23 protein-coding genes are annotated in these 21704 nt (G+C 48.3%); 8 read left to right on the top strand and 15 right to left on the bottom strand.

Features of this window, described 5'->3' with window-relative positions; all coding sequences use genetic code 11:
• Window positions 1-462: 462 nt before the first annotated feature.
• On the bottom strand, window positions 463-1788 hold the full coding sequence (locus tag C7B65_RS22195) for a serine/threonine protein kinase (RefSeq protein ID WP_073073742.1): 1326 nt from the start codon (window positions 1786-1788) through the stop codon (window positions 463-465).
• 3 nt (window positions 1789-1791) lie between these two features.
• Window positions 1792-2595 carry a serine/threonine protein kinase gene (locus C7B65_RS22190; RefSeq protein ID WP_073073743.1) on the bottom strand — a complete coding sequence of 268 codons (804 nt, stop codon included), beginning with the start codon at window positions 2593-2595 and terminating at the stop codon, window positions 1792-1794.
• Window positions 2596-2688: 93 nt separating this feature from the next.
• On the opposite strand from C7B65_RS22190, the gene C7B65_RS22185 reads away from it, so the two are divergent.
• Window positions 2689-3420 carry a phycocyanobilin:ferredoxin oxidoreductase gene (locus C7B65_RS22185; protein WP_073073745.1) on the top strand — a complete coding sequence of 244 codons (732 nt, stop codon included), beginning with the start codon at window positions 2689-2691 and terminating at the stop codon, window positions 3418-3420.
• Here C7B65_RS22185 and C7B65_RS22180 read toward each other — a convergent pair.
• The 8 genes from C7B65_RS22180 to C7B65_RS22145 form a co-directional block, all read right to left on the bottom strand.
• A complete protein-coding gene (locus C7B65_RS22180; RefSeq protein WP_073073746.1) occupies window positions 3417-4334 on the bottom strand; it encodes a TIGR04168 family protein in 918 nt (305 codons plus the stop codon). The two genes, C7B65_RS22185 and C7B65_RS22180, sit on opposite strands and share 4 nt — an antisense overlap.
• Window positions 4335-4414: 80 nt before the next feature.
• A complete protein-coding gene (locus tag C7B65_RS22175) occupies window positions 4415-5350 on the bottom strand; it encodes a hypothetical protein (RefSeq protein WP_073073748.1) in 936 nt (311 codons plus the stop codon).
• A 110-nt stretch (window positions 5351-5460) separates the two neighbouring features.
• Window positions 5461-6840 (bottom strand): glucose-6-phosphate dehydrogenase assembly protein OpcA, encoded by a 1380-nt coding sequence (gene opcA / locus C7B65_RS22170; protein WP_073073806.1) that lies wholly within the window; start codon window positions 6838-6840, stop codon window positions 5461-5463.
• A gap of 37 nt (window positions 6841-6877) precedes the next feature.
• Window positions 6878-8407: a glucose-6-phosphate dehydrogenase gene (gene zwf / locus C7B65_RS22165; protein ID WP_073073750.1), complete on the bottom strand. Its 1530-nt coding sequence runs from the start codon at window positions 8405-8407 to the stop codon at window positions 6878-6880.
• A gap of 81 nt (window positions 8408-8488) precedes the next feature.
• Window positions 8489-9640, bottom strand: coding sequence for a transaldolase (tal, locus tag C7B65_RS22160; protein WP_073073751.1), 1152 nt, complete (start codon window positions 9638-9640; stop codon window positions 8489-8491).
• 60 nt (window positions 9641-9700) lie between these two features.
• The gene (fbp, locus tag C7B65_RS22155; RefSeq protein WP_073073753.1) at window positions 9701-10765 is read right to left on the bottom strand and encodes a class 1 fructose-bisphosphatase; all 1065 of its coding nucleotides are present in this window, start codon (window positions 10763-10765) and stop codon (window positions 9701-9703) included.
• A 286-nt stretch (window positions 10766-11051) separates the two neighbouring features.
• On the bottom strand, window positions 11052-11504 hold the full coding sequence (locus tag C7B65_RS22150; protein ID WP_073073754.1) for a CAAD domain-containing protein: 453 nt from the start codon (window positions 11502-11504) through the stop codon (window positions 11052-11054).
• Between the two features lie 396 nt (window positions 11505-11900).
• Window positions 11901-12530 carry a YqiA/YcfP family alpha/beta fold hydrolase gene (locus C7B65_RS22145; RefSeq protein WP_073073756.1) on the bottom strand — a complete coding sequence of 210 codons (630 nt, stop codon included), beginning with the start codon at window positions 12528-12530 and terminating at the stop codon, window positions 11901-11903.
• A 62-nt stretch (window positions 12531-12592) separates the two neighbouring features.
• Between C7B65_RS22145 and C7B65_RS22140 the strand changes: the two genes are divergently transcribed.
• Window positions 12593-12784, top strand: a complete 192-nt coding sequence (locus C7B65_RS22140) for a hypothetical protein (RefSeq protein ID WP_073073758.1) — start codon at window positions 12593-12595, stop codon at window positions 12782-12784.
• Here the strand turns inward: C7B65_RS22140 and C7B65_RS22135 are convergent.
• From C7B65_RS22135 to C7B65_RS22125, 3 genes are read right to left on the bottom strand one after another with little or no spacing between them, the layout of a single operon-like run.
• The gene (locus C7B65_RS22135; protein WP_073073760.1) at window positions 12759-13280 is read right to left on the bottom strand and encodes a Spy/CpxP family protein refolding chaperone; all 522 of its coding nucleotides are present in this window, start codon (window positions 13278-13280) and stop codon (window positions 12759-12761) included. The genes C7B65_RS22140 and C7B65_RS22135 overlap by 26 nt on opposite strands.
• Window positions 13273-13599 carry a hypothetical protein gene (locus tag C7B65_RS22130; RefSeq protein WP_073073762.1) on the bottom strand — a complete coding sequence of 109 codons (327 nt, stop codon included), beginning with the start codon at window positions 13597-13599 and terminating at the stop codon, window positions 13273-13275. The genes C7B65_RS22135 and C7B65_RS22130 overlap by 8 nt, the downstream gene beginning before the upstream one ends.
• Window positions 13596-14189: a sigma-70 family RNA polymerase sigma factor gene (locus C7B65_RS22125; protein ID WP_244913265.1), complete on the bottom strand. Its 594-nt coding sequence runs from the start codon at window positions 14187-14189 to the stop codon at window positions 13596-13598. The genes C7B65_RS22130 and C7B65_RS22125 overlap by 4 nt, the downstream gene beginning before the upstream one ends.
• Before the next feature lie 167 nt (window positions 14190-14356).
• Here C7B65_RS22125 and C7B65_RS22120 point away from each other — a divergent pair, with 167 nt between their 5' ends.
• The 6 genes from C7B65_RS22120 to C7B65_RS22095 all read left to right on the top strand — a co-directional run bounded on the left by C7B65_RS22120 (window position 14357) and on the right by C7B65_RS22095 (window position 20006).
• Window positions 14357-15283, top strand: coding sequence for an SDR family NAD(P)-dependent oxidoreductase (locus C7B65_RS22120; RefSeq protein ID WP_073073763.1), 927 nt, complete (start codon window positions 14357-14359; stop codon window positions 15281-15283).
• 18 nt (window positions 15284-15301) lie between these two features.
• The gene (locus C7B65_RS22115) at window positions 15302-16543 is read left to right on the top strand and encodes a succinate--CoA ligase subunit beta (RefSeq protein WP_073073765.1); all 1242 of its coding nucleotides are present in this window, start codon (window positions 15302-15304) and stop codon (window positions 16541-16543) included.
• Between the two features lie 368 nt (window positions 16544-16911).
• Window positions 16912-17823: a succinate--CoA ligase subunit alpha gene (locus C7B65_RS22110; RefSeq protein WP_073073767.1), complete on the top strand. Its 912-nt coding sequence runs from the start codon at window positions 16912-16914 to the stop codon at window positions 17821-17823.
• 114 nt (window positions 17824-17937) lie between these two features.
• Entirely contained in the window at window positions 17938-18294 is a 357-nt protein-coding gene (locus C7B65_RS22105; protein WP_073073768.1) for a hypothetical protein, read from the top strand.
• A 311-nt stretch (window positions 18295-18605) separates the two neighbouring features.
• The gene (locus C7B65_RS22100; RefSeq protein ID WP_073073770.1) at window positions 18606-18986 is read left to right on the top strand and encodes a transposase; all 381 of its coding nucleotides are present in this window, start codon (window positions 18606-18608) and stop codon (window positions 18984-18986) included.
• A 12-nt stretch (window positions 18987-18998) separates the two neighbouring features.
• The gene (locus C7B65_RS22095) at window positions 18999-20006 is read left to right on the top strand and encodes a hypothetical protein (RefSeq protein ID WP_106254130.1); all 1008 of its coding nucleotides are present in this window, start codon (window positions 18999-19001) and stop codon (window positions 20004-20006) included.
• 10 nt (window positions 20007-20016) lie between these two features.
• On the opposite strand, the gene C7B65_RS22090 is transcribed toward C7B65_RS22095, so the two are convergent.
• Window positions 20017-20583, bottom strand: coding sequence for a hypothetical protein (locus tag C7B65_RS22090; protein ID WP_073073774.1), 567 nt, complete (start codon window positions 20581-20583; stop codon window positions 20017-20019).
• 340 nt (window positions 20584-20923) lie between these two features.
• Window positions 20924-21628 carry a ribulose-phosphate 3-epimerase gene (gene rpe, locus C7B65_RS22085; RefSeq protein WP_073073779.1) on the bottom strand — a complete coding sequence of 235 codons (705 nt, stop codon included), beginning with the start codon at window positions 21626-21628 and terminating at the stop codon, window positions 20924-20926.
• Window positions 21629-21704: the final 76 nt, after the last annotated feature.

Genomic DNA, 21704 nt, shown 5'->3' with positions numbered 1-21704 from the left:
AAGAGCCTGATGTGGAGCATAGCAGCAAGGCACGGAAAATCAGGACTTCTGGCGATTTCTTATCCCGAACTCAGGTTATTCAACGTGAATTCGATGAAGCTTTTCGCTACGGTTGCGAATTCGGGCTGCCCCTAAATCCCCCAAAATTGGGGGACTTTGAACCTAAACTACCTGAGTTCGGGTTAAGCCGAAGGCTGAAATCCCCACTGCAAGTAGCTTGAGCCAAACAACCAGCTAGTAATCTTTTCTCAATAAGTCCTACTATTAAGAATATTCTCAACTGTGAGGCTTATTGACAAGAGCTTGATGTGGAGCATAGCAGCAAGGCACGGAAAATCAGGACTTCTGGCGATTTCTTATCCCGAACTCAGGTTAAACTCTAAGCTTAAAGTCCCCCAGAATTGGGGGATTTAGGGGGCTGAAGCGCAAAACAACGCAGCGAAAGAACTTATCGAACTGACGTTATTCACGCTCGATCGGTAGCCCCAACCAATCACTCAACTCATAAGCTAACCAAGCCATTTCCTCAACCGTGCCACAAAAATCAATTTTTTGGGTGTCTGCAAAAACGCTCAACCGATTGCGATTAAATGATAAAGCTAACTTCCAAAGATATCTGCGCTTTGTAGAGAAAGGTTGAGCGTATTGAAGCCCAAATAGTTTGCGAGTGAGAGAAACCCCCTGCTCAGTGATCACCAATCTAGCTTTGGCAAAATTTAAGAGGATTCTAATGATGGGGATAGACCAAATGGGAGAAAGCAGGAGAAGAAGAAAACCACCGGGGTTAATAAATAACAAGAACATCGAAAGTGGAAGGAGGAAGACTAAGAAGACCGATAGAATGGGCGCGATAGAATCCACATATTGTTTTGACTGAAGCTTTAGAGAAGGAAACGTAATCTCTAATGCTTCTGCTTCTCTAATAAGTGAGATTTTGCTGTAGGTTGGCTTTGTTTTGATAGTGAGTTCAACATCCGAATTACTTTCTGGCGATCGCTCCAAACCCATTAAAGCTGCACCGATCGACTTCGGGCGTTTACTCAAACTTGGCTCTGTCAGCCACTTTAGCCAACTGATAAAACTGGGGCTGACCTTCGCAAGGTGTTCAAACTGAAGCCGCAGATCTTCTTGAGGCAAATCAGCCGGGTGTTGACCCGTGATTAAATAAATCAACGTCGCGCCTAAACTATAGAGATCAGAGGCCGGAGAAGTGCGTCCGCCAAACTGTTCGGGTGGCATATAGCCATAAGTGCCGACGATCGTCATCGTGCCCCCGTCTCTAGCTGCCAGCGTTTGCACCGAGCCAAAATCGACTAAATAAACTTGACCAGGGCTGTTACCTGAGCGATCGGTCAGCAGCACATTACTCGGTTTGATATCGCGATGAATCACGGGCGGCTGGCGATCGTGCAAATAGCCCAAAATCTCTAGCAAATCTTTGGCGAGTTGCTTGACTTCTAACTCGCTAAACGTGCGTCCTGATTTGAGATGCTGCTCTAACGATCGCGCCTCAATATAAGTTTGGACGAGGGCGAATCCTTTATGATTGTCCGAGTCAAGTTCAAAGAAATCCAGATAGCAGGGAATTGCAGGATGAGACAGCGATCGCAGGGTTGCCGCTTCCCGTTCAAACAGCTTCAGGTCATCCCACTCAAACTCATGGCTAAACGTCAGGAGCTTAACAACGACGAGTTCCTGAGTGTGCAAATCACGCGCTAACCAGGTTTGTCGTCCCGCTTTTTTACCCAGTGATTGTTGCAGTTCATAGCGGTCAGCCAGCAGTTGCATGAGTTACGCCCTTTGGATCTGTCCTGACTCTAATACTTGCAGAGATTGCTTGGCAGATTGCAGCCGCCGATCGAGACTAGTCTCAGTCATCCAACTCAACCAATCGGCAAACGCCGGACTGAGATCAACGACTTGCTGAAAGTCTAACTTAGTTCCCTTGCGCGGCAACTGAGACGGCGATTTGCCCGTGATGATTGCAATCAGCGTTGCCCCCAAGCTATAGAGATCAGAAACAGTTAACGCCCGCCCAGCAAACTGTTCTGGCGGCATATAGTCGTGAGTCTCGATCAGGGTGAATGCGGAGCGATCGCAACTCAACAGCATCTTAACCGAGCCAAAGTTAATCAAATGAGTGCGCCGCTGTGCCAGCACAATATTGCTGGGCGTAATATCACGATGCACGATTGGCTGCTGCCGTCCGTGAAGATAGATGAGAATGTAGAGCAGCGATTTTGCGATTTGCTTTGCCTCTGCTTCGGTGAAGGTGCGCCCAATTTTCATACACTCATCTAGAGACTTTCCGGGCACGTAGGTTTGCACCAGCGCCAGCGCCTTGCCCGTCGGCAATTGATGCTCAAAATAGTCTATATATTGCGGCACACAAGGGTGAGAGAGCGCTCTGAGAGTTTCTACTTCGCGCTCAAATAGTTTTAGGTCATCCGATCGAACATCTTCTTCTGGGCACAGCAGCTTGATCACGACCTGCTCTTGAGTGCTGAGATCACGCGCCAGCAGCGTCCAGCGCCCTGATTGCCGCCCTAACTCTCGCTCTATCTCGTAGTGATCGCCTAATATCTGTCCAGCCATAATCTCGCTAAATTTTACAGGGTTTGTAACGTTGCTCGATCGCTCGTAGCAAGCTGATATCCTTTAAGAAGTTTTCAAAACTTTGGCTTTGCTATGGTTCCTCTCTCAACCTCTTCTTTACGTGAGCAGCAACACCCGTTAATTCGCAGTTTAGCCGACAAAATAGAAGCGCTTTGGCACCGTCATTTAGATCTTTCACCCTACTATCTGCCTGATGATCTGGGCTATGTCGAAGGACGAATGGAAGGCGAAAAGCTGATTATTGAAAATCGTTGCTATCAGACTCCTCAATTTCGCAAGCTTCATCTAGAACTGGCTAAAGTGGGAACGATGCTAGACATTCTCCACTGCGTTATGTTTCCCCGATCGGACTATGCTCTACCGATGTTTGGTGCCGACTTAGTGAGCGGACGCGGACAAATTGGCATGGCGATCGCCGATCTCTCTCCCACCAGCGACGATCGTACTCTACCCGCCGATTATCAAAGTGCTTTATCGGCTTTACCAGATGTGACCTTCACCCAGCGTCGAGAGCTTCCAGAATGGGGCGATATTTTTTCTAGCTTTTGTTTATTTGTGCGTCCGAGCAACGAGGCAGAAGAGGCAGCCTTTTTGTCGCGAGTCGAGAGCTATTTAGAATTGCACTGCCAGAGAGCGATCGCGACTCAACCCACTCCAGAACGCGAGGCAGAAATTCTAGCCAAACAGCGCTATTACTGTGATCGCCAGCAGCAAAATGATAAAACTCGACGCGTCTTAGAAAAAGCCTTTGGTGAAGCGTGGGCTGAACGCTATATGACGACTGTTTTATTTGACACGGTTTAAGCGATCGATTCCGCGATTGATTCAGCCCTATAAAGCACGGTCTGGGACACAATTTTAAAGGCTGCGTTGACCCAGACCAGCGATGCTGCCGACACTCTGCCAGATTGCAGGGTTACCAGAGAAAAATTTCTCAAGCGATCGCCATCATTTTGAACAATGCGAGGCACACGGGCAGCGTTTAAATAAACCGTTCCGTCGGAGGTGGTGTGAATAGCGCGGCGAAGCTGCTGTCGAGTGTGACGCAGCGTGTGGTGCATGTGCCCAAATGCGACGAGCGGAATCGCTTTGCCCAAGAGTCGAGTTTTGGCGATCGCTTGTTCAAAGTCGGGGTCGCCGTGATCGCCGCCGATCGGTTGCCAATCTTTGCCGCATGGGTCTTCGGGCATATCCCCTAAACCAGTCGGCCCATTGTGTCCGACAAAAATTACCGTTTCGTAAGCAGCCGTGTTGACAGCAGCAACGATGCGATCGACCGATTCAGCAAAGTTTTTTACGCCGCAGCGATCGCGATAGAACCGATTATTTTTCCAGGCAGACCCACCCCAGCTAAATGGGCGACTGCCCACCACACTCAGCCCTAACTCTGGAAAATCGAGCTTGCCATAGCCTACGTTTGTGTCGCCTAGCAAATCAATTTGTTGCTGTACGCGATCTTCTTGAGTGCGATCGTAAGGGCATTGTTTGATGCCCCAATCGGTGGCGTTATACCAAGCATCGTGATTGCCCAAAATTGCCGCTTTAGGCAGATCCATTTGAGCAATCGATCGCACCACTTCTACCGATTCGTTACCAAAGTCACCGACTAGCAGCACCAAATCAACGCCTAACGCTTTGAGTGCGGCTTCATCTTCATGATCCCACAAATCGTGAATATCTCCGACAACCGCAATTTTGATCCCCTGACTAGACACCATGCCGATTTCCTTTCTTTATTCTTCTTTAGCATAGGCAGGGAGCGAGGGTTTTGATCAGTCTTTTGAGAAAGAGACCCGGATCAATCGTTTGTCCAAGTCGATCGCCACGCGTCCTGCGCTTGAGCGATCGCTCGTTCTTGGTGTTTTTTTTGATACTCTCGTCCCAATGTCTGAAGTTGTTGCTTGAGATCTCGCAGCTTATTTCGCCATGCCATTGCAGTTGAGTCGTTAAACTCAATCTCAGACAAGCGTAGCTGAATCGCCACTAGATGCAACAGCGATGCAATAGATTTTTTCGATCGACCCTGCTCAGACATTTTTTCATCGGCAGCTTCAACCAGCAACTTTAAGAGATTGGCGTTGCCCGCGATCGGGTCGTCGCTCCCTGCTTTAGCCGCCGCCTTTAGAACTGGTTCTGGCAACCGTTTGGGCAAAACTTCTGACTGCTGCAACAGCAAGTTGGCGGCGTGAGAAGTGGTTTGGAGTTTTTTGACGATCGATTTCTCTAAATTTTCTTGCCACTGCACCAGAGCATCTAGCGGAGTAGACGGCTGTGCAGGCTTACTCAGCGAAGGAGCCAATAATAGAAATTCAAGCTCGTTTTGATGACTCTCTAGAACACTGTCTGACTCAAACTCCTGCTCATCAAACGCTTCGTCAAGTTCTCCATCGTCATCTACATCAAGATCTTCTTCAAGCTCGTCGATATTGGCTGTCTCAGTGCTGACGAGGCTGACTGGCTGAAGTTGAGCCAGTAACTCTGCTTGAATCTGATTTGCCAAGTCTCGCACTGACTGCTGAAACTGCTGGCGCTGACTGAGTGACAACTGCAAAAACTGCCGCGGGTAGCTCTCAGTGCAAACATGATAGCAAGACAAAATCAACTGCTGTCGAACTGCTTGCCCCAACGCCGTCAGATAGCTGAAATAGGTTTGGTAGAATTTTTCGCCCATTTCAGCAACCTGCTTGTCTAGGGCAACAAGCTGCTGCGAAATCTGCTCGACCGATCCGACCATAGGCTCTTTGAATTTGGGGTAGAGATTTTTCTACTACTCGATCTAGCTTACAACTAAGGGTCATGTAAGGGCATACCAGTGCCGTGCCCTTACATGACCCTTAGAAGCAATTAGGCGGCGATCGTCAAGATTTTTGCGGTCACTGCCAAACTCTCCTCAAATAGCACATCTTGACCTAAACGCTGAAGCTGCTCACCCAAAAGCGTTTCAGCCTTCTGATCATCAAGAGGAGTCACCTGGTTAATGCGGCACGATTGGGCACCACCACCCGCTTCCATTCGCATACAGCCCGTCGTTTCAGAACAAAGCACCGTGCAGCAGTCGGCATCGAGGTTGGTAGAAGTTAGCTTTAAACTCACGAGATCGCCCGTGACTTCACCCGTGTCAGCCGTCGGAATGGCTGCGAGTTCGACTTCGATCGCACGTCCATCAGCCGCCGTGAGATGAATGCGCTGAAGTTCGTAGATATCGTCTTCTTTCGATCGCGAAATTGGCTCCCAGTTTAGCCGACTTGCTAGCCAACCCAAAAACATCAGCGCTTGGGTCGAGTTGCCTTTTTCATAATCAATCACAATGCGATCGACTTCTCGAATGGCGGCTCGGCGCTCTGGCGGATCAAATGCCTCGGCGGTTAATTCTTGCCAAGCAGCGAGTCGTCGCCAGTTGAGGTCAGACACCTGCACTTGGTTCTGAATCATATGCGCCACCTTGAGCAGGTCGCCTTCTGGATCGGTCAAGAAGTGGCTAGAGTCTACCACCACGGCAGTGCAAGTTTTAGACAACCGATCGAACAGGGCTTGGTCGGTGCTGGGCGTTGCTTTCCACCAGAGAATGCTGGGCAATTCGCCCATGACGAGTGAAGAAACCATGCTAGCCACCCGCTCTAGCGCGTTTTCTGTACCCTTAAGCATGATGTATTCGCCACATACCAAGGCGTTGCGGCTCTGCTTGTTGATGGGGCAATAGGCAGACACTTGAGCCGTTACACCTTCATCTTCGCCAGCGACGGGAAACAGGGAGATAATTCGACAGGGATTTTGACTAGCGATCGCGTCTGCAATTCCAGCCCCCGCCGCATCTAGTGCATAACTTGGTGAACGAGTTGCCTCGCCGACGGCGACCAAGATACTCTTTTTTGCTAAGGCTTCCCGAAGTTTTTCTAACAGCAGCGGACTCGCTTTGCCATCACGTTTCATGCCCAAGCTCGACTCAGCAGCACGAATGGCAGCTTCGGTGCGAGGTCCGCCGATGCCATCAATCGGCCCCGTATAAAACCCCAGTGCTGCCAGCAGTTGCTGAGTTTCTTCTGGCTCATAAACCACCAGCGTAAAGGTTGCGGCTCTCGTAGCAGCAAGCGTGTTGCTGTCATCACTAGCGACACTGTAACTCTGCCAAATTTTGGCGAGTTCTGCCTCAATTTCGCTGAGAGAAACATCTTTGGGCGCTTGCAACGATTGCAAAGGAACAAGAGAAGGGGAGTGGGTAGCCATAGAGAGAGATTGGGGGAGGTTAGATTTTTGAAAATCGTTAGAGTCTTCGCCAACGGCGACCATCTCGGTTGATCAGCAGTTCGGCTTCTGAGGGTTCCCAGGTGCCTGCTTCATATTGAGGAATCGTAGCGGGATCGGTGGGAGCTTCCCAAGCCGTGAGGGCCGGGGTGACAACTCGCCACGCAGCCTCTACCTCGTCGGAGCGGGTAAAGAGAGTTTGGTCGCCCATCATGCAGTCAAGCAAGAGCCGATCGTAGGCCTCGCCCCCGGTCACACCAAAAGAGGTGCCGTAGCTGAAGTCCATTTCGACGGAGCGCGATCGCAGGTCTGCTCCGGGCATTTTGACTTCAAATCGCATCGCAATGCCTTCGTTGGGCTGAATCCGCATCGTCAGCACGTTGGCGTTGGTTTGTTGGGCAGCCGATTGAAAGATCAGATACGGCACTTCGCGGAACTGAATGGAAATTTCTGACACTTTTTTGGGCAACCGTTTACCCGTTCGCAGATAAAAAGGAACGCCTTGCCAACGCCAGTTATCGACCATAAATTTCATGGCGACATAGGTAGGCGTGGTCGAGTTGGGGTTGACTCCCGGCTCAGTGCGATAGCCAGGAACTTGTTTGCCCTTCATCCACCCGGCTGAATATTGACCCCGGATCGCAGAATGTTCTAGATGATTGACATCGGCTAGATGGGTCGCCTGAATCACCTTCACCTTTTCGGTGCGAATGCTGTCAGCGTCTAGCGCGTTAGGCGGCTCCATCGCGGTCAGGCAAAATAGCTGCATCAGGTGGTTTTGCACCATGTCGCGCAGTGCCCCCGCCGATTCGTAGTAGCCTGCGCGGTCTTCAACCCCGACAGTTTCGGCAACAGTGATTTGAACGTGATCGACAAATTGACGATTCCACAACGGCTCAAAAATGGCGTTGGCAAACCGAAATACCAGCAAGTTTTGGACAGTTTCTTTGCCTAAATAGTGGTCGATTCGGTAAACTTGCTCTTCTTTGCAAACCTCATTCACGACTCGGTTGAGCCTTTGAGCCGAACTCAGATCGCGTCCAAAAGGCTTCTCAATTACGAGGCGAGTCTTCTGAGGATCTTTGAGCATCTCAGAAGCTCCCAGTTGTCGAATCGCTTCGGGGAAGAAATTAGGGGCAACCGCCAGATAAAAAACTCGATTGCCTCTCGTGCCGCGTTTCTCATCCAACTCAGCGAGCAGCGTCTTCAGCTTTTGATAGCTTTCAGGATTGTCAATATCACCAGGACAGTAGAATAAGCCCTTAGCAAAATCGTCCCAAGCGGCTTCTGACCCGATGCCATCCGAGAATTGCTCGACCCCTTCGCGCATCTGTTCTCGAAAGTAGTCGTCACTCCAAGGACGACGCGCCACGCCCACGATCGTCAATTCTGGGGGCAGTCGCCGCTCTCTCTTGAGGTGATAAAGCGCCGGAACGAGTTTGCGCTTAGTCAAGTCTCCAGACGCACCGAAGAACACAATGATATTGGGTTCGGGCATTCGCTGCTGCTGTAGCCCAACGCGGAGCGGATTTTCGAGCAAAGTAACCATAGGCGAAGCAAAAATAAAGGATGGAAGATCAAGGGTGAATGGGTAAAGAGTGAAACTATTAACACCCTTTACCCTGGCACTTTACTGAACCGTTGCCAAACGATCGACCTTTTCTTGAAGAGAACTCATCAGCGACTCGAAGGGCTTGATGAATTTATCAATCCCGTCAACGAGCAGTTCGTTCATAACTTCGGCAAGGTTGATATCGACATCGGGATCTTTGAGGCTGTTGATTAGGTTGTATGCTTCCTCAACGTCAGTTTCGATGCGGCTGGCAGCGTTGCAGTGATCTTCGCAAGCCTTGATCGTAGCAGGTGGCAACGTATTGACTGTATCAGGGCCCACCAATTCATCGACATACATGACATCGCTGTAGTCGGGATTTTTAGTGCCTGTGCTGGCCCACAAAAGTCGCTGCACGTTTGCGCCTTTTTCTTTGAGTGCCAACCAGCGATCGTGCCCGATCACTTTTTTATATTCCTGATAAGCAACTTTGGCATTGGCGATCGCGACTTTGCCTTTGATGGCTCTCAGCTTGGCTTCTTGGGCGATCTGGTCTGCGCCTTTTGCGAGAATTGCGTCGATGCGATCGTCGATGTTGCTGTCAATTCGGCTTAAGAAGAAACTCGCAACGGATGCAATTTTGCTGATGTCTTCACCCTTTTCAACTCGTTGCTCTAGACCGCGAACATAAGCCCAAGCAGTGTTGATGTAGCTCTGCACTGAGAATAACAGCGTGACGTTAACGTTGATTCCGTCGGCGATCACTTGCTCAACAGCGGGTAATCCTTCTGTCGTTCCAGGGATTTTGATCATCACATTGGGACGACCAATCTCTTTGTAGTAGCGACGCGCTTCGGCAATGGTGGATTCTGTGTTGTCAGCGATCGTCGGCGGCACTTCGATGCTGATGTAGCCATCCAATCCGCCTGACTCTTCGTAGACGGGCAAGAAGATGTCACACGCATCGCGAATGTCTTTGAACACTAGGGATTCGTAGATGTCCATCAGCGATTTTCCGGCTCTGATCCCGGCTTCGATATCTTCGTCGTAGATTTTGTTGCCGACGATCGCTTTCTCAAAAATCGCCGGGTTTGAGGTGATGCCTCGCAGCCCTTCGGTGTCGATCATCCGCTTCAGTTCGCCCGACTGAATCAAATCACGATTCAAATTATCCATCCAGATACTTTGACCGTAGTCTTTGATTTCTAAAAGATGATTTGCTGCTGTCATTTGAGAGTTACTCCTAAACGTTAATAATTTTGAGACTTGAGGTGAAACTGAGTTTGACCTTTATCGCTTTGCCATCAACTCTTCTTCTCGCTCTCTGGCACGGTCTTGAATAAACGATTCCACCAGAGTCACATCTTCTGTGCTGCCAATCACCAAAGGGGTGCGAGCATGAAGCTTGTCTGGAACCACATCTAGAATGTCTTGGGTGCCCGTGCTAGCGCGTCCGCCAGCTTGCTCAATCAAAAACGCCATTGGCGCTGATTCATAAAGCAAGCGCAGTTTTCCTTCAGGCTTTTTGACCGTGCCCGGATAAAGGAACACACCTCCCTGAAACAAAATTCGGTGAAAATCGCCGACCATTGCCCCACCATATCGAGCGGTGTAACCTTCATGGCGATGCACGTAGCGAATGTAGTCTCGCAGGGGTTCCTCCCACTGCCAGAAGTTGCCCTCATTGACGCTGTAAACAGGGCCGTGAGTCGGCGTTTGAATGTTTTCATTTGAGAGAATAAATTCACCCAAACTGGGATCAAGCGTAAAAGCGTGAACTCCTCGCCCGATCGAATAGACCAGCATGGTGCTCGGCCCATAGAGAATATAGCCTGCGGCAATTTGTTTGTGACCGTTTTGCAACAAGTCGCGGGCAGTTTCGTCGGAGTCATCACCTTCTTGCTGGCGAATCGAGAAAATAGAGCCAACGTTAATGTTGATATCGACGTTAGAAGACCCATCGATCGGGTCATAAAGCAAGGTATATCGCCCAACCGGACAGTTTTCAGGAATGTAGTAGGGGTCTTCCATCTCTTCGGAGGCCAGACGACAGACTAAGCCGCTCTGCTTAAACACGGAGATAAACACCTCATTGGCGTAAATATCCATTTTTTTAACCGATTCGCCTTGCACATTCACATCGCCCGTAAACCCCAAGACTCCTTCCATTAAACCTGCCCGACTTAATCGTCGAGCGATTAGCTTTCCGGCCAGCCCGATGCGATTCATCAACGCGCTCAGATCTTGGGCATCAGGAGAAAAACTATGTAACTGCTCTAAGACATGACGGGAGAGAGTTTTGCAGTCACGATCGAGGGCGTAATCGCGCTCCGGCGGTTGATAGGCTTCGACCATTCTTCTTTATCCTCCCTGGTTTTAAGGTTTCACTCAGAACTGTATGTAGAGTACGAATGTCTAAGTGCCCTTACTTCTATCTTAGGAAGGCATTTCGAGAACGGGGTTTCCTTTAATGGGAACTATAGAAATGCTCAAGATTATGTATCCCAGACAACACAGCATCGGTCAAAAATGAAGCGCTCAACTTTGACAGAAAAACGACTGCTGCGATCAAAGCAACTGCCCAAGAGGGAAAATGAACCCCCTTGAGCAGCGCGGTTAAATCGAAGATAAATCTCGATCGTTATTTGCCAACCACTTGAGACTTCAGCTTGTTGAAATCTTCACCTAACTCCTGGCGGTTAGAAGCTTTGAGCAAATAGCGATAGGTAAACCAAACGGTGTAAACCAACCCAATTAGCTCAAACGTTGGTTGTAATAAGGGCACCTCATTAATCGCGCCCAACAGTGCCAGGGTGAGTTTGACCGATACGATCGAGCCAAAGATTAAACCTAGCGTCACGAGCGGCTGGCGATATTCAGAGAAAAATCGTCCTAAATATTCGGGCAGCGATGCTAGAAAGGCGTAAGCTTTTTCACCGATTTCTCGCCATTGCTCGTTGCCTTCGCTGCTGGTAGACATCGGAGCCAAAGTGCCCACTTGATCGATCGAAATGTCAGGACTGGTCGGCTCAACCAGGACACTAGGTGCGTCGCTGGTAGCATACTCCACTTGTTTCAATTCAGGCTCTACCATAATAAATTCCTTGGGAACGACAATCGGGGCGGGGAAACTGGTTAGTCAACCAGCAAATCAGAACAGAATCTAACGACTAATCTCTTGATAACTCAAACATACTAGACTCAAACTCTGAACTGAATCACTTGCAGGATAGATATTACGTGAATGCTTAATCCCAATAAACCACGCTTTTAGAAGATGTCTATTCAGCATAGTGGTTAAGATATTAGCAAATATTTTTTTGAACGCAAGTTTGATTTCAGCAGAGTCATCAAGAACTCTTATTTTGTATTAGCTTAAACCCAAGAAAATGAGGCAAAACTGAGTCGCTTATTCACAAAGGTTTGCATTCATAACGAGCACCTGAACCCGTTTGGGGCTGTGTGGGGGCAGATGTCTCCAGCATTTCTTTCAAAACAAAAACTGGGTAACTGATCCCCAAATTGCCTGACTTACTTCTGCTAAAGCGTGATCACTCTCAAGTTCGACCAACTCAACCCAAGGACGTAAGTAAGCATAATTTTGACTCGCCTGAATGGGGATCACCTCATCGTAAATGCCGTGCATGATCAGAGTAGGAATCGGTTTTTGCAGTCGGGCTGAATCATAGTCAGCGCAATCAACGACAAACTGATAATTCAAAGGCAATAACCGCTCTGCTCCATAGTGATAAACCATTAAAGGCTTTCCAGACTGCCATTCACGCAACAGTTTATCGCCAAGTTTGGGGACCCAGTGATTGAGAAACTCAAACGCAGGAGCCAGCAAGACTAGCCGATCGACTTGAGGACATTGTTCTCCAACCCAAGCGGCGGTCAATCCTCCCAGACTAGAGCCGATAATCACGATCGGCTGATCAGGCGGAAACCCAGCACAAACTTGTTGAATTTGGCGAGTCAGCGTCAGATGAGTAAAGTCGTTTTGGTTAAGATCAGGAATGTGGAGCGTTAGATTTAGAGCAGCGAAGCGATCGCGCAAATCTTGCGCCTTACGCGATCGCGGACTCGATGCAAACCCATGCAGATAAACGTAAACCGTCATTTGTCTAAAGGTTAGTCACGATCGCTAGAATCGCACAGATTTGTTATTTGGGGAAATCAGGGATGGGTAGCGCAGCGTATACAGTCTTCTTTATCTTTGGCGGCATCTGGGTCGTGATGGGCGTTGGGGCGTTGATTTTTTTGCTCAAATCAGACGGCCAGTCTCTGCGGTTTGATGGATGGGCGCTTTTAGTGGCGATCCCGATCGTGATCCCGATGATTGCGGCCCTTACGATCGCGGCGCTTTACCATTAACGTCTCTGCGACGCTGCATCCGTTCGGCAAACTTGCGACGTTGATCAGGAGTTAACACCTGCCGCATTTCCAAGAGGCTGTCAAACTGCGCGTCGGCTAATTGGTCACGCACGCCTTTAACTTGACGATATTTTTCTCGAATCTGATCAGCAGACGCATCACTCGCCATCAGCGATCGCAGTTCTTGCTGGGCTTGCTGCATCTCTTGACGCTGACGGTCAATCTGATCTCTAGACTGACGACGAATCGCCTGAATTTTCTGCATCTGATCCGGCTTAAGATCGAGATCTCTGAGCCAACCCATTCCTCGCTTTAGGGGTAACGGGGCATCTTGAGCAACGGGATCAGCCAACAATAAAGATGGCTCTAGCGTTGCATCTGCTTGGTGATTTCCTTTAAGCGCGATCGCCCCCCCTAACGCAATTAGCAGGGCTGCGACCGCCCCGACACGACGGAGCGTAAGAGACTTGAGCAGACGAGAAGGGTGATCATTCATCGTTGGTAGAGATCAATTCGGTATCTGAATTGTCATAAATAGTATTGTGCCAGTTGCTTTCGATGAAGGCTTCTAGCGTCGCAACTTCGGTCGCACTAGGCTGAGGCGGCATCCAGGCACGATAGCTGAGAACTGCGGTGATCAAGCTGGCAGCAAGGGTAGGAGCAATCAGCCAAAAGTTCCATCGACGGCGATCGCTGGGTGCCGCAATCTTGCTGATAATCTCTCGCTCTAAACCGACTGCCGGGGGAGGCGGGGGCGATCGGTGCTGCCGCAAAAAATCAACTAAATCCTGGTCATCGTCAGGCAACAAACTCATAGCTGGACTCCCTCTTGATAGAGAAATTGTCGCATTGCAGCGCGGGCGTGAAACAAACGAGATTTCACCGTGCCCACCGGAATCTCCAAAATTTCAGCAATTTCCTTCTGAGGGACACTTTCTAAATCATGCAGTACGAGAATGCTGCGGTGGTCAAAGCTGAGATTCTTAAGCCCTCGCTGCACCAAGTCTTGATAATGGAGGTGCATCAAATTAGGGGCATCTTGTTGAGTCGGAGCCTGGTGAGTTAAAGCTTCGAGGCGAGTGCGTCCCTTAGCTGCGATTTGCCGATGATCGGAAGCAACATTCCAGGCAATGCGATAGAGCCAGGTCGAAAATTGGGCAGATTGCCGAAATTTGGGTAGACCTTTCCACGCCCGTAAAAACACTTCCTGCACCAAGTCATCCAGCGCTGTGGGATCGCAGAGTTGATAAAGAATGGCTCTGACCCGACCCTGATGCCGTTGATAAAGCCGACGAAAGCTCTGGGAGTCTCCCTGGATACATCGCCGCACGAGATCTTGATCCGACTCTTCAAACTGACCATTAAACGAGTCATTCGCTATCACGTCGATCGTTGCCGCTAACACCTGTAAATCATTCCTGCGCTGAATGGTAAGTGATATCTTTTTAGACTAGGTAACGCTCAAAAGGGTTCACTTAATTTCTCAGCCCGTGACTCCTGACTTAGGAGCGAGACAAAGATCCCTGAATAATGATAATAATTGGCTGAGAGATCCCGATCGAGATTGAAATCATGCCGCAAACCTCTCCCTTAGCTGGGCAAGTTGTTTTAATTACAGGTGCCTCTGCTGGAATTGGAGCTGGACTTGCCCAAGTCTTAGCCGATCGTTATATTGGCGTTCACTTAGTGTTAGCTGCCCGCAACGTCGGAAAACTGGCTCACGTCGCCGAACAGTGCAGCAAAGCAGGCGCAGAGGTGATCACTGTGCCCACTGACATGGCACAGATTGACCAAGTGCAAGCGCTCGCGAAGACCGCCCTCGATCGCTTTGGGCGCGTTGACATTTTGGTCAACAACGCAGGCTATGGGCAGATGGGGCCGATCGAGCTAATTCCTCCCGAAGCGGTTCAGCGTCAGCTACAGGTGAATGTGCTGGGCGCGATCGCGCTGATTCAAGCGCTGATTCCGGCAATGCGCGATCAGGGAGGCGGCAGAATTATTAACGTCAGTTCGCTCGCGGGCAAAATTGCCTTCCCGTTTGGGGGGTTGTATAGTGCTTCTAAGTTTGCGTTAGAAGCGGTTAGCGATTCTCTGCGGCGAGAGTTGACTCCGTTTAATATTCGGGTGAGTGTAATTGAGCCAGGCCCGGTCAGCACAGAGTTTTTTGACGTAGTAGACAAAGAAATCGATCACACGATCGTAGATCCCGAACATTCTCCCTACCGAGTTGCCTTTAAAAAGCTAGAAGATTTAGAAAAGCAAACCAGCAGCCGCGCTTGGACTTCGGAACAAGTAGCGATCGTCATTCTCAAAGCTATGACCGATCGCAATCCTCGCCCTCGCTATGTGGCGGCAACCAGTGGTGATTTTCTACTGTTCATGATGACCAAAGTTTTGCCCACCAGTCTGGTAGATAAGTTTTGGCAACGATTTTATGGCATTGATTTAGTCGCCAAAGACTGGCAAAGCCGAAAAAAGAGTGCGAAACTTGACCCCTGACCCCTTTTTAACATCGTGATGGACTTACTTGAATATCAGGCAAAAGAGCTTTTTCGTGAAATGGGGATTCCTGTTTTGCCGTCACAGCGCATCGATCGCCCCAGAGATCTCAAGGGCTTGGAGTTGCCTTACCCGATCGTGCTCAAGTCTCAAGTCTATATGGGCGGACGCGGACGAGTCGGCGGAGTCAGATTTGTCGAAAACACGATCGACGCGGTGGCGGCGGCTCAAACCATCTTCAATCTACCAATCATGGGGGAATATCCCAAGGCACTGCTGGCAGAAGCAAAATACGATGTTCAACAAGAACTCTATTTGGCGGTTGTTCTAAATCGATCCATTCGCCGCCCCGTATTACTGGGTTCTCTTAAAGGCGGGGTGGATGTGCAAACGGCGATCGATGAGATGCAACACGTCATCGTCGATCAAGAATTTTCGCCATTTTACGCCCGTCGCTTAATGCTGAAAATGGGGCTGAAAGGATCGCTGATCAACTCGGTCAGCGCGATCGTCGAAAAAATGTATCGGCTATTTCTAGACAACGATCTAGATCTAGTCGAGATTAACCCCTTAGGCGTTAGCCCAACTGGAGAAGTCATGGCACTCGATGGCAAAGTCACGGTAAACGACGATGCGCTTGCCCGTCACCCTGCCCTCGCAGCCTTAGAACCAAACGCATCGCTGCCCGTCGATCCGCTTCGTGCGCTTGATGAGTCTGTCCTACAACCTGCCTCCGATCGTTCTTTAGAAGTGACCTCTACGCTAGACCCCGATGGACAAGTTGGAATTCTCTGCAATGGCGCTGGGCTAACGATGGCGACGATGGATTTAGTCGGTCAGGCAGGAGGCAAACCCGCCAACTTTTTGAACATTGGCAGCGAAACTCACTACAATTGGCTACCTGAGACGCTATGTGAACGGTTGGAAACTGGGCTGGAAGCGATCGCCCAAAATAAACAGGTGAGAGTCGTGCTAATCAACCTAGTCACTGGAACGGTGCCTTGTGACCAAATTGCAGAGTCGATCGCGCAGTTCTTTCAACGCCAAAGCCGCAAAGTTCGGAGCATTAGCGAAGCTAGGGAGGAAGTTATGGTCAGTCGAGTGGTTCGCACTCCTCAACTGGTCGTTAGGTTAGTCGGCTCTCGTGTGATGGAGGCAAAAGAGCGGCTATCAACGACTCAGGCGCTGGTTGTTGATGATCTGGATATGGCGGTTTCAAAAGTTGTGAGCTTTACCAAACAAACCAAAAAGCCGACTTAACCAAACGTTAACTGTTTTTTAACTTACAGTCTCTCCCGTGTTTTCACGGAACTTATCCTCTAATTCTGAGTTGCGATTAGGGATTTGGCAAGATTTGCCATATTGTAGTTGACTCAGCAGAAATATAATTTTGTATCTCCTATGCTATTAATCACTATCACTGTCTCCGATGCTTTAGCAATTTGTGAGGATTCTTTTACTCAAACCCTTAGAAACTCTGGCACTTCAGCCCTGAGCGCTCAAATCTTCCTGTCTTGCGACTCCTTCGCAGAAAGTTTATAGTCCTTGCAGGTTGTCTCTTCTGCCCCAAAACCGTTAGTTTCATCTATCGATCGAGTTTCTCTTTGAGCAGCTACCTTTAAACTCCTATGATTTTTACCCCAGCTAGCAAAGTCATCGTGCAAGGCATCATGGAGCCGTTGGGGATAACCTGTGCGCCCCTAATGAAAGCGTATGGAACGCATGTGGTTGCTGGCATCAGCCCTGGGTTTGGAGGACAAATTCTCAAAGGCATTCCCGTCTTTGACATGTTAGAGCAAGCGATTCCGATCGTGGGCACGATCGATGCAGCCGTCATTTGCACTCCGCCTTACGCGGCACTAGATGCTGCTTTAGAAGCGATCGCCGCAGGCATTCGGCAAGTGATTTTGATTAGTCAGGGCATTCCGCCGCTCGACATGGTGCATCTGATTCGCAAAGCCGAAGCGACCGAAACGCTGCTCGTCGGGCCGAACAGTCCTGGAATTATTGTGCCGGGTCAGATTTTGCTAGGCATTCATCCACCCGATCTCTACACACCTGGCTCGGTGGGTCTGATCAGTCGCAGTGGCACCTTAACTTATGAAGTGGCATGGACGCTGACTCAGGCAGGGCTAGGACAATCGATCGGGATCAGCATTGGCGGAGACACGATCGTCGGTTCTTCGTTTCCGCAGTGGCTACAGATTCTCGAAGAAGACGATCGCACTGAGGTAATCGTTCTGGTGGGTGAGATTGGTGGAGATAGTGAAGAAGCGGCAGCCCACTATATTGCAGAAGCGATCGATAAACCTGTGATTGCCTACATTGCCGGACGTAGTGCCCCCAGAGGTAGACGCATGGGACACGCCGGAGCCATTATCGATTCACAAATTGCTGATTTTGGCCCAGACATTGGCACCGCAGATAGCAAAGTCAATGCTTTCAATCGCGCCAAGATTGCGGTTGCCGATCGCCCATCTGACATTCCTGCACTGGTAAACAAGCTGTTAAAAACACCCGCCCAACGATCGGCGGGGTAATCAAATTAAGGCAAAAGAAATCCGCCCAGAAATGCCGTGGAAACCGCCTGGGAAATGACTCACAGCTATTATCAAAACAGCGATAATAGGGATATAAGAGTCAAGAGAAAGCAAATGAGAATTCAATCGTCAGTGCTGGTACATCTGGGGTTTGGGAAGTATGTGCGCTCTGACCAAGTGACCGCTGTGGTGCCGATCGAAGAAGATCGCGGCCCCGGTCGTCGCACGTTTGTCCAGTTAGAAGGGCAACCTGACCCGATCGTTGCGTCACGGGCAGAAGACTCGATCGTGCGCGATTTAGTTCAAGAGCCGCGTGAGGTGACTCAATCTCGTCAGCAGCAAGAGATTTTGCGCGACTTGTTTAATGATTTGCAGCAGGTGAATAAATCGGTTCGCCGATTTTCTCGTGATGAGGGAGGGCTGGATCTCGATCGTTTAGAGCGTCGTATTCGCGAAGTCATCGAAGAATAGGTCATAATTTCTATAGGGGCGTTATAGGTAACGTTCATATAAATCAGAGCAACAGGTTTAAAACATTACCTGTTGCTCTGATTTGTAGTCTTAATCTAAGCCTGTGCTACGAACAGAGGTAGGAGCAAAACTTTATTGCAGCGATCGCTGAGTTTTTTGGTTTTGAGTTAAGTAGCGTAGTACACAACTCAAAGCTAACGCGTGAAGGTTTTGAGGGTTCTGTATAGTTTGCGGCTGATCTCCTGATAGGGTTTTTTCTCTGTAGCTTAGGCAATTATCCCCCAATTGCCTAACGTCAGGAGTATCGCCCCATGTTTGAGACTCATGAGGAGTGTCTTGCTTGTCTAGAGAAAATTCGCTGGAATGGAACGCCGATCTGTCCTTACTGCGGTTCAACCAAGGCAACAAAGTATAAAATTGAACATCGATACCGTTGTAATGGTTGCTTTACTTCGTATAGTGTGACAGTTGGTACTTTATTTCACAAGACACATTTAGATTTACGCAAATGGTTTCGAGCAATTTTATTACTCTGTAAGCTAGATCGAGAGATCAGTATTCGCAAGCTTGCCCAAGAAATTCAGGTCAACCGAGCAACCGCATCTCTGATTGTCGATCGAGTTCAAAATGCCCCCCTTGACCAAGTAGAAATTTTGAGAGAAATTGTTCATATCTTAGAAACACTAGATTGAGGTTCATAAGAAATGTCAGGAATGTCATGGTTAAAAATTTGTCTAGTTCCTCTTTTATGTTATGTTCCGGCTTTTGTGCTGGTGGGGTGGAGTTCTAACATCTTTAAGCCTGCTAGCACAGATAGTCAGTTGTTAAATTCAGCGAATTTAGAGAGCCGGGTTAGAGAAGAGGTAGGAAAGCAGATTGTTCTTCGGAAAACAACTTCTCAAGCGGAAATTCAAAGACAGATATCAGATGAGATTAAAAAAGAAATAGCGAACCAAGAAAACAAGATGAAAGGAGATTTATTTGAACAAATTTCTTTTCCTGTTGTGTTTGCGATCGCATCAATCTTTGCTGCATTTGCCGTAAAAGATATTCTTACGGAAATTCTAAAAGAGCCGGAGAAAGAAAAATTAAAGCTAGAGCTACAGCGCGAATTAGAAAATCAGATAGTTCCAAACGCTATCAAGAGTGAACGTTTTACCAAACGGCTACAAACAGTTGAGTCGCATACAAATTGGTTAGAACATGAGTTATTAAACATCGAGATAGCTCAAATAATTGATGAAGCTAAAATATATCCAGAATTTGCCTCGAAGGAAACAGAACAGAGAACTCTGTCAGCAATTGATAAACTTCTTGACAGATCAAATGTAACGTTAGACAGAGCTGAATTTAGACAAGAGGATCTAGAGAAACTAAGACAGTTTGAACATATGGTATTGAGAGCTAAAGTTAAAAGTCTTAAACTGAGCGAAACCTCAAAAGATTCTTTCCTTTTTAAAATTGATGAAAGATTCCAGCCAGCCGACAAAGAGAATACTGCGGAATTAATACCAGAGTCCATACACGATCGTCTGGAAGGAGTTTTTCACATGGAAATGAGCCTTCTGATAGCAACACTCAGTAAATTAGGGGAAAACGATTTGAGTAATGAGGTTGCCAACTATGCTTATACAGATCGTCCTCGTAGAATTAATGAAAGAAGAAGACAAGCTGAAGAACAGAGTAAGAAAAATCCTACTAAATTTGAGTAACAGCTTAAACTTATCCCTCATTGTTACTAAGTTCTTCACTAAGACTGCGGTAGTAAAATGCAAGCTTAGGAGATTCCATGCAAGAAGCACTACTCTCAAAGAATTTTATATATTTCTCAATCCAATTTGAATACAGCGTAGCTCTTTCCTGGGAAGCACAGAAGTCGCGTAAATATTCTTTAAAGAGAGGCACGTAATCTTCGATAAATTTATTTGTATCGTAAGCATGACTTTCATTTACGATAGCCACTAGTTCGTCTTTGCCAGCGTGACGCAACCTAGTTTCACTAGTGGGATTATTAAAGCAGAAACCCTCTCCTACTAATCCTACTATGAAAGTTTCAATGCTATGGTATTTGCTAAATATTTCGCTCACCTTCTTTCTTAACTGCTCCTCTTCCTGCACTTTAGTTCGTATAATACTGATCCCCCAACCAATAATTGCGTGATCCTCCAATGGAAGTTTTGCCTTCTGGCTTTCTAGTCTTTCTAAGAGTCTGTTCAATTGTTTCTCCGTCAAGTCTTCTATCTGAGTAAGCTGCTGCTGGAGTGCTTTGATTAACGATTGCTTAGTCATGAGAAGTTTCCTCGTTTCAAATACTACTTGTGATGCTTCCACATAGCTGTACCGCTAACTATGCCATTTGAGAAGCCAGTATTATTTTAGTACATATGAACCAAGTTTTGATGTTAAGTTATTTGCAACATTAAGGAGTAATCGTGTCCCCAATGTGCCCCTAGGAAGGCAATAGGGACGCGATCGCTATGTCACTCAAATATTTTATTCGAGCCTGTATTTAGTAATAGAGTTTTGAACTCTTGATGATAGCTTTTAGACTATTTCAGAATTTTCTCAATCAAAAAAGGGGAGACGATCGCACCCGATCTTCTCCCCTTTCTATTCAAATAATCAGAGACTAAACGGCGGCAAGCTCAGGAGAAGGGCGCTTGCTGTTGCGGATGTCTGCGATCGCTTTTGCATAGTCAGGTGCGTTAAAGACAGCAGACCCAGCCACGATCGCATTCGCACCCGCTTCGATCACTTGCCAGGTGTTGTTTGCCTTCAAGCCGCCATCAACCTCAATCCAAGGGTCAAGACCGCGCTTATCGCACATCTGACGCAGCTTACGGATTTTGGGCACCACCCCAGGAATAAAGCTCTGACCCCCAAAACCAGGGTTAACGCTCATGATCAGCACCAGATCGCACAGGTCAAGCACATACTCAATTAACTCTAAAGGACTGCCGGGATTCAAGACAACGCCCGCTTTTTTGCCCAATTCTTTGATTTGCCCCAAGGTGCGGTGCAGGTGAGGCGACGCATTGTGCTCAGCATGAACGTAGATGTGATCAGCGCCCGCTTTGGCAAAATCTTCGACATACCTCTCTGGCTCGACAATCATCAGGTGAACATCCAAAGGCTTTTGAGTCACCGGGCGAATTGCTTCGACAATCAACGGCCCGATCGTAATATTAGGGACAAAGCGACCATCCATCACGTCAACGTGAATCCAGTCGGCTCCGGCTGCATCAACGGCACGAATTTCGTCTCCAAGACGGCTAAAGTCGGCAGACAAAATCGATGGAGCAATGACGATCGACTTCTGGGATGGCGTTGTCATAGTGGCTTCTACTTTTTAGACTGCTTAAATTTGTGTCCAGTTTAACAAATTGTGAATATTTTCTCTCATCTTCTCA

This window comes from Phormidesmis priestleyi ULC007, from assembly GCF_003003695.1.
Taxonomy (GTDB): domain Bacteria; phylum Cyanobacteriota; class Cyanobacteriia; order Leptolyngbyales; family Leptolyngbyaceae; genus Phormidesmis_A; species Phormidesmis_A priestleyi_A.
Note: the sequence above shows the minus strand (reverse complement) of the source record. Positions and strands in the feature narration are given on the sequence as shown.

What these genes read in the sequence shown, in the direction of transcription:
- C7B65_RS22195 (WP_073073742.1), bottom strand. Translation starts at nt 1,788, where the DNA reads ATGCAACTGCTGGCTGACCGCTATGAACTGCAACAATCACTGGGTAAA.
- C7B65_RS22190 (WP_073073743.1), bottom strand. Translation starts at nt 2,595, where the DNA reads ATGGCTGGACAGATATTAGGCGATCACTACGAGATAGAGCGAGAGTTA.
- C7B65_RS22185 (WP_073073745.1), top strand. Translation starts at nt 2,689, where the DNA reads ATGGTTCCTCTCTCAACCTCTTCTTTACGTGAGCAGCAACACCCGTTA.
- C7B65_RS22180 (WP_073073746.1), bottom strand. Translation starts at nt 4,334, where the DNA reads ATGGTGTCTAGTCAGGGGATCAAAATTGCGGTTGTCGGAGATATTCAC.
- C7B65_RS22175 (WP_073073748.1), bottom strand. Translation starts at nt 5,350, where the DNA reads ATGGTCGGATCGGTCGAGCAGATTTCGCAGCAGCTTGTTGCCCTAGAC.
- opcA (WP_073073806.1), bottom strand. Translation starts at nt 6,840, where the DNA reads ATGGCTACCCACTCCCCTTCTCTTGTTCCTTTGCAATCGTTGCAAGCG.
- zwf (WP_073073750.1), bottom strand. Translation starts at nt 8,407, where the DNA reads ATGGTTACTTTGCTCGAAAATCCGCTCCGCGTTGGGCTACAGCAGCAG.
- tal (WP_073073751.1), bottom strand. Translation starts at nt 9,640, where the DNA reads ATGACAGCAGCAAATCATCTTTTAGAAATCAAAGACTACGGTCAAAGT.
- fbp (WP_073073753.1), bottom strand. Translation starts at nt 10,765, where the DNA reads ATGGTCGAAGCCTATCAACCGCCGGAGCGCGATTACGCCCTCGATCGT.
- C7B65_RS22150 (WP_073073754.1), bottom strand. Translation starts at nt 11,504, where the DNA reads ATGGTAGAGCCTGAATTGAAACAAGTGGAGTATGCTACCAGCGACGCA.
- C7B65_RS22145 (WP_073073756.1), bottom strand. Translation starts at nt 12,530, where the DNA reads ATGACGGTTTACGTTTATCTGCATGGGTTTGCATCGAGTCCGCGATCG.
- C7B65_RS22140 (WP_073073758.1), top strand. Translation starts at nt 12,593, where the DNA reads ATGGGTAGCGCAGCGTATACAGTCTTCTTTATCTTTGGCGGCATCTGG.
- C7B65_RS22135 (WP_073073760.1), bottom strand. Translation starts at nt 13,280, where the DNA reads ATGAATGATCACCCTTCTCGTCTGCTCAAGTCTCTTACGCTCCGTCGT.
- C7B65_RS22130 (WP_073073762.1), bottom strand. Translation starts at nt 13,599, where the DNA reads ATGAGTTTGTTGCCTGACGATGACCAGGATTTAGTTGATTTTTTGCGG.
- C7B65_RS22120 (WP_073073763.1), top strand. Translation starts at nt 14,357, where the DNA reads ATGCCGCAAACCTCTCCCTTAGCTGGGCAAGTTGTTTTAATTACAGGT.
- C7B65_RS22115 (WP_073073765.1), top strand. Translation starts at nt 15,302, where the DNA reads ATGGACTTACTTGAATATCAGGCAAAAGAGCTTTTTCGTGAAATGGGG.
- C7B65_RS22110 (WP_073073767.1), top strand. Translation starts at nt 16,912, where the DNA reads ATGATTTTTACCCCAGCTAGCAAAGTCATCGTGCAAGGCATCATGGAG.
- C7B65_RS22105 (WP_073073768.1), top strand. Translation starts at nt 17,938, where the DNA reads ATGAGAATTCAATCGTCAGTGCTGGTACATCTGGGGTTTGGGAAGTAT.
- C7B65_RS22100 (WP_073073770.1), top strand. Translation starts at nt 18,606, where the DNA reads ATGTTTGAGACTCATGAGGAGTGTCTTGCTTGTCTAGAGAAAATTCGC.
- C7B65_RS22095 (WP_106254130.1), top strand. Translation starts at nt 18,999, where the DNA reads ATGTCAGGAATGTCATGGTTAAAAATTTGTCTAGTTCCTCTTTTATGT.
- C7B65_RS22090 (WP_073073774.1), bottom strand. Translation starts at nt 20,583, where the DNA reads ATGACTAAGCAATCGTTAATCAAAGCACTCCAGCAGCAGCTTACTCAG.
- rpe (WP_073073779.1), bottom strand. Translation starts at nt 21,628, where the DNA reads ATGACAACGCCATCCCAGAAGTCGATCGTCATTGCTCCATCGATTTTG.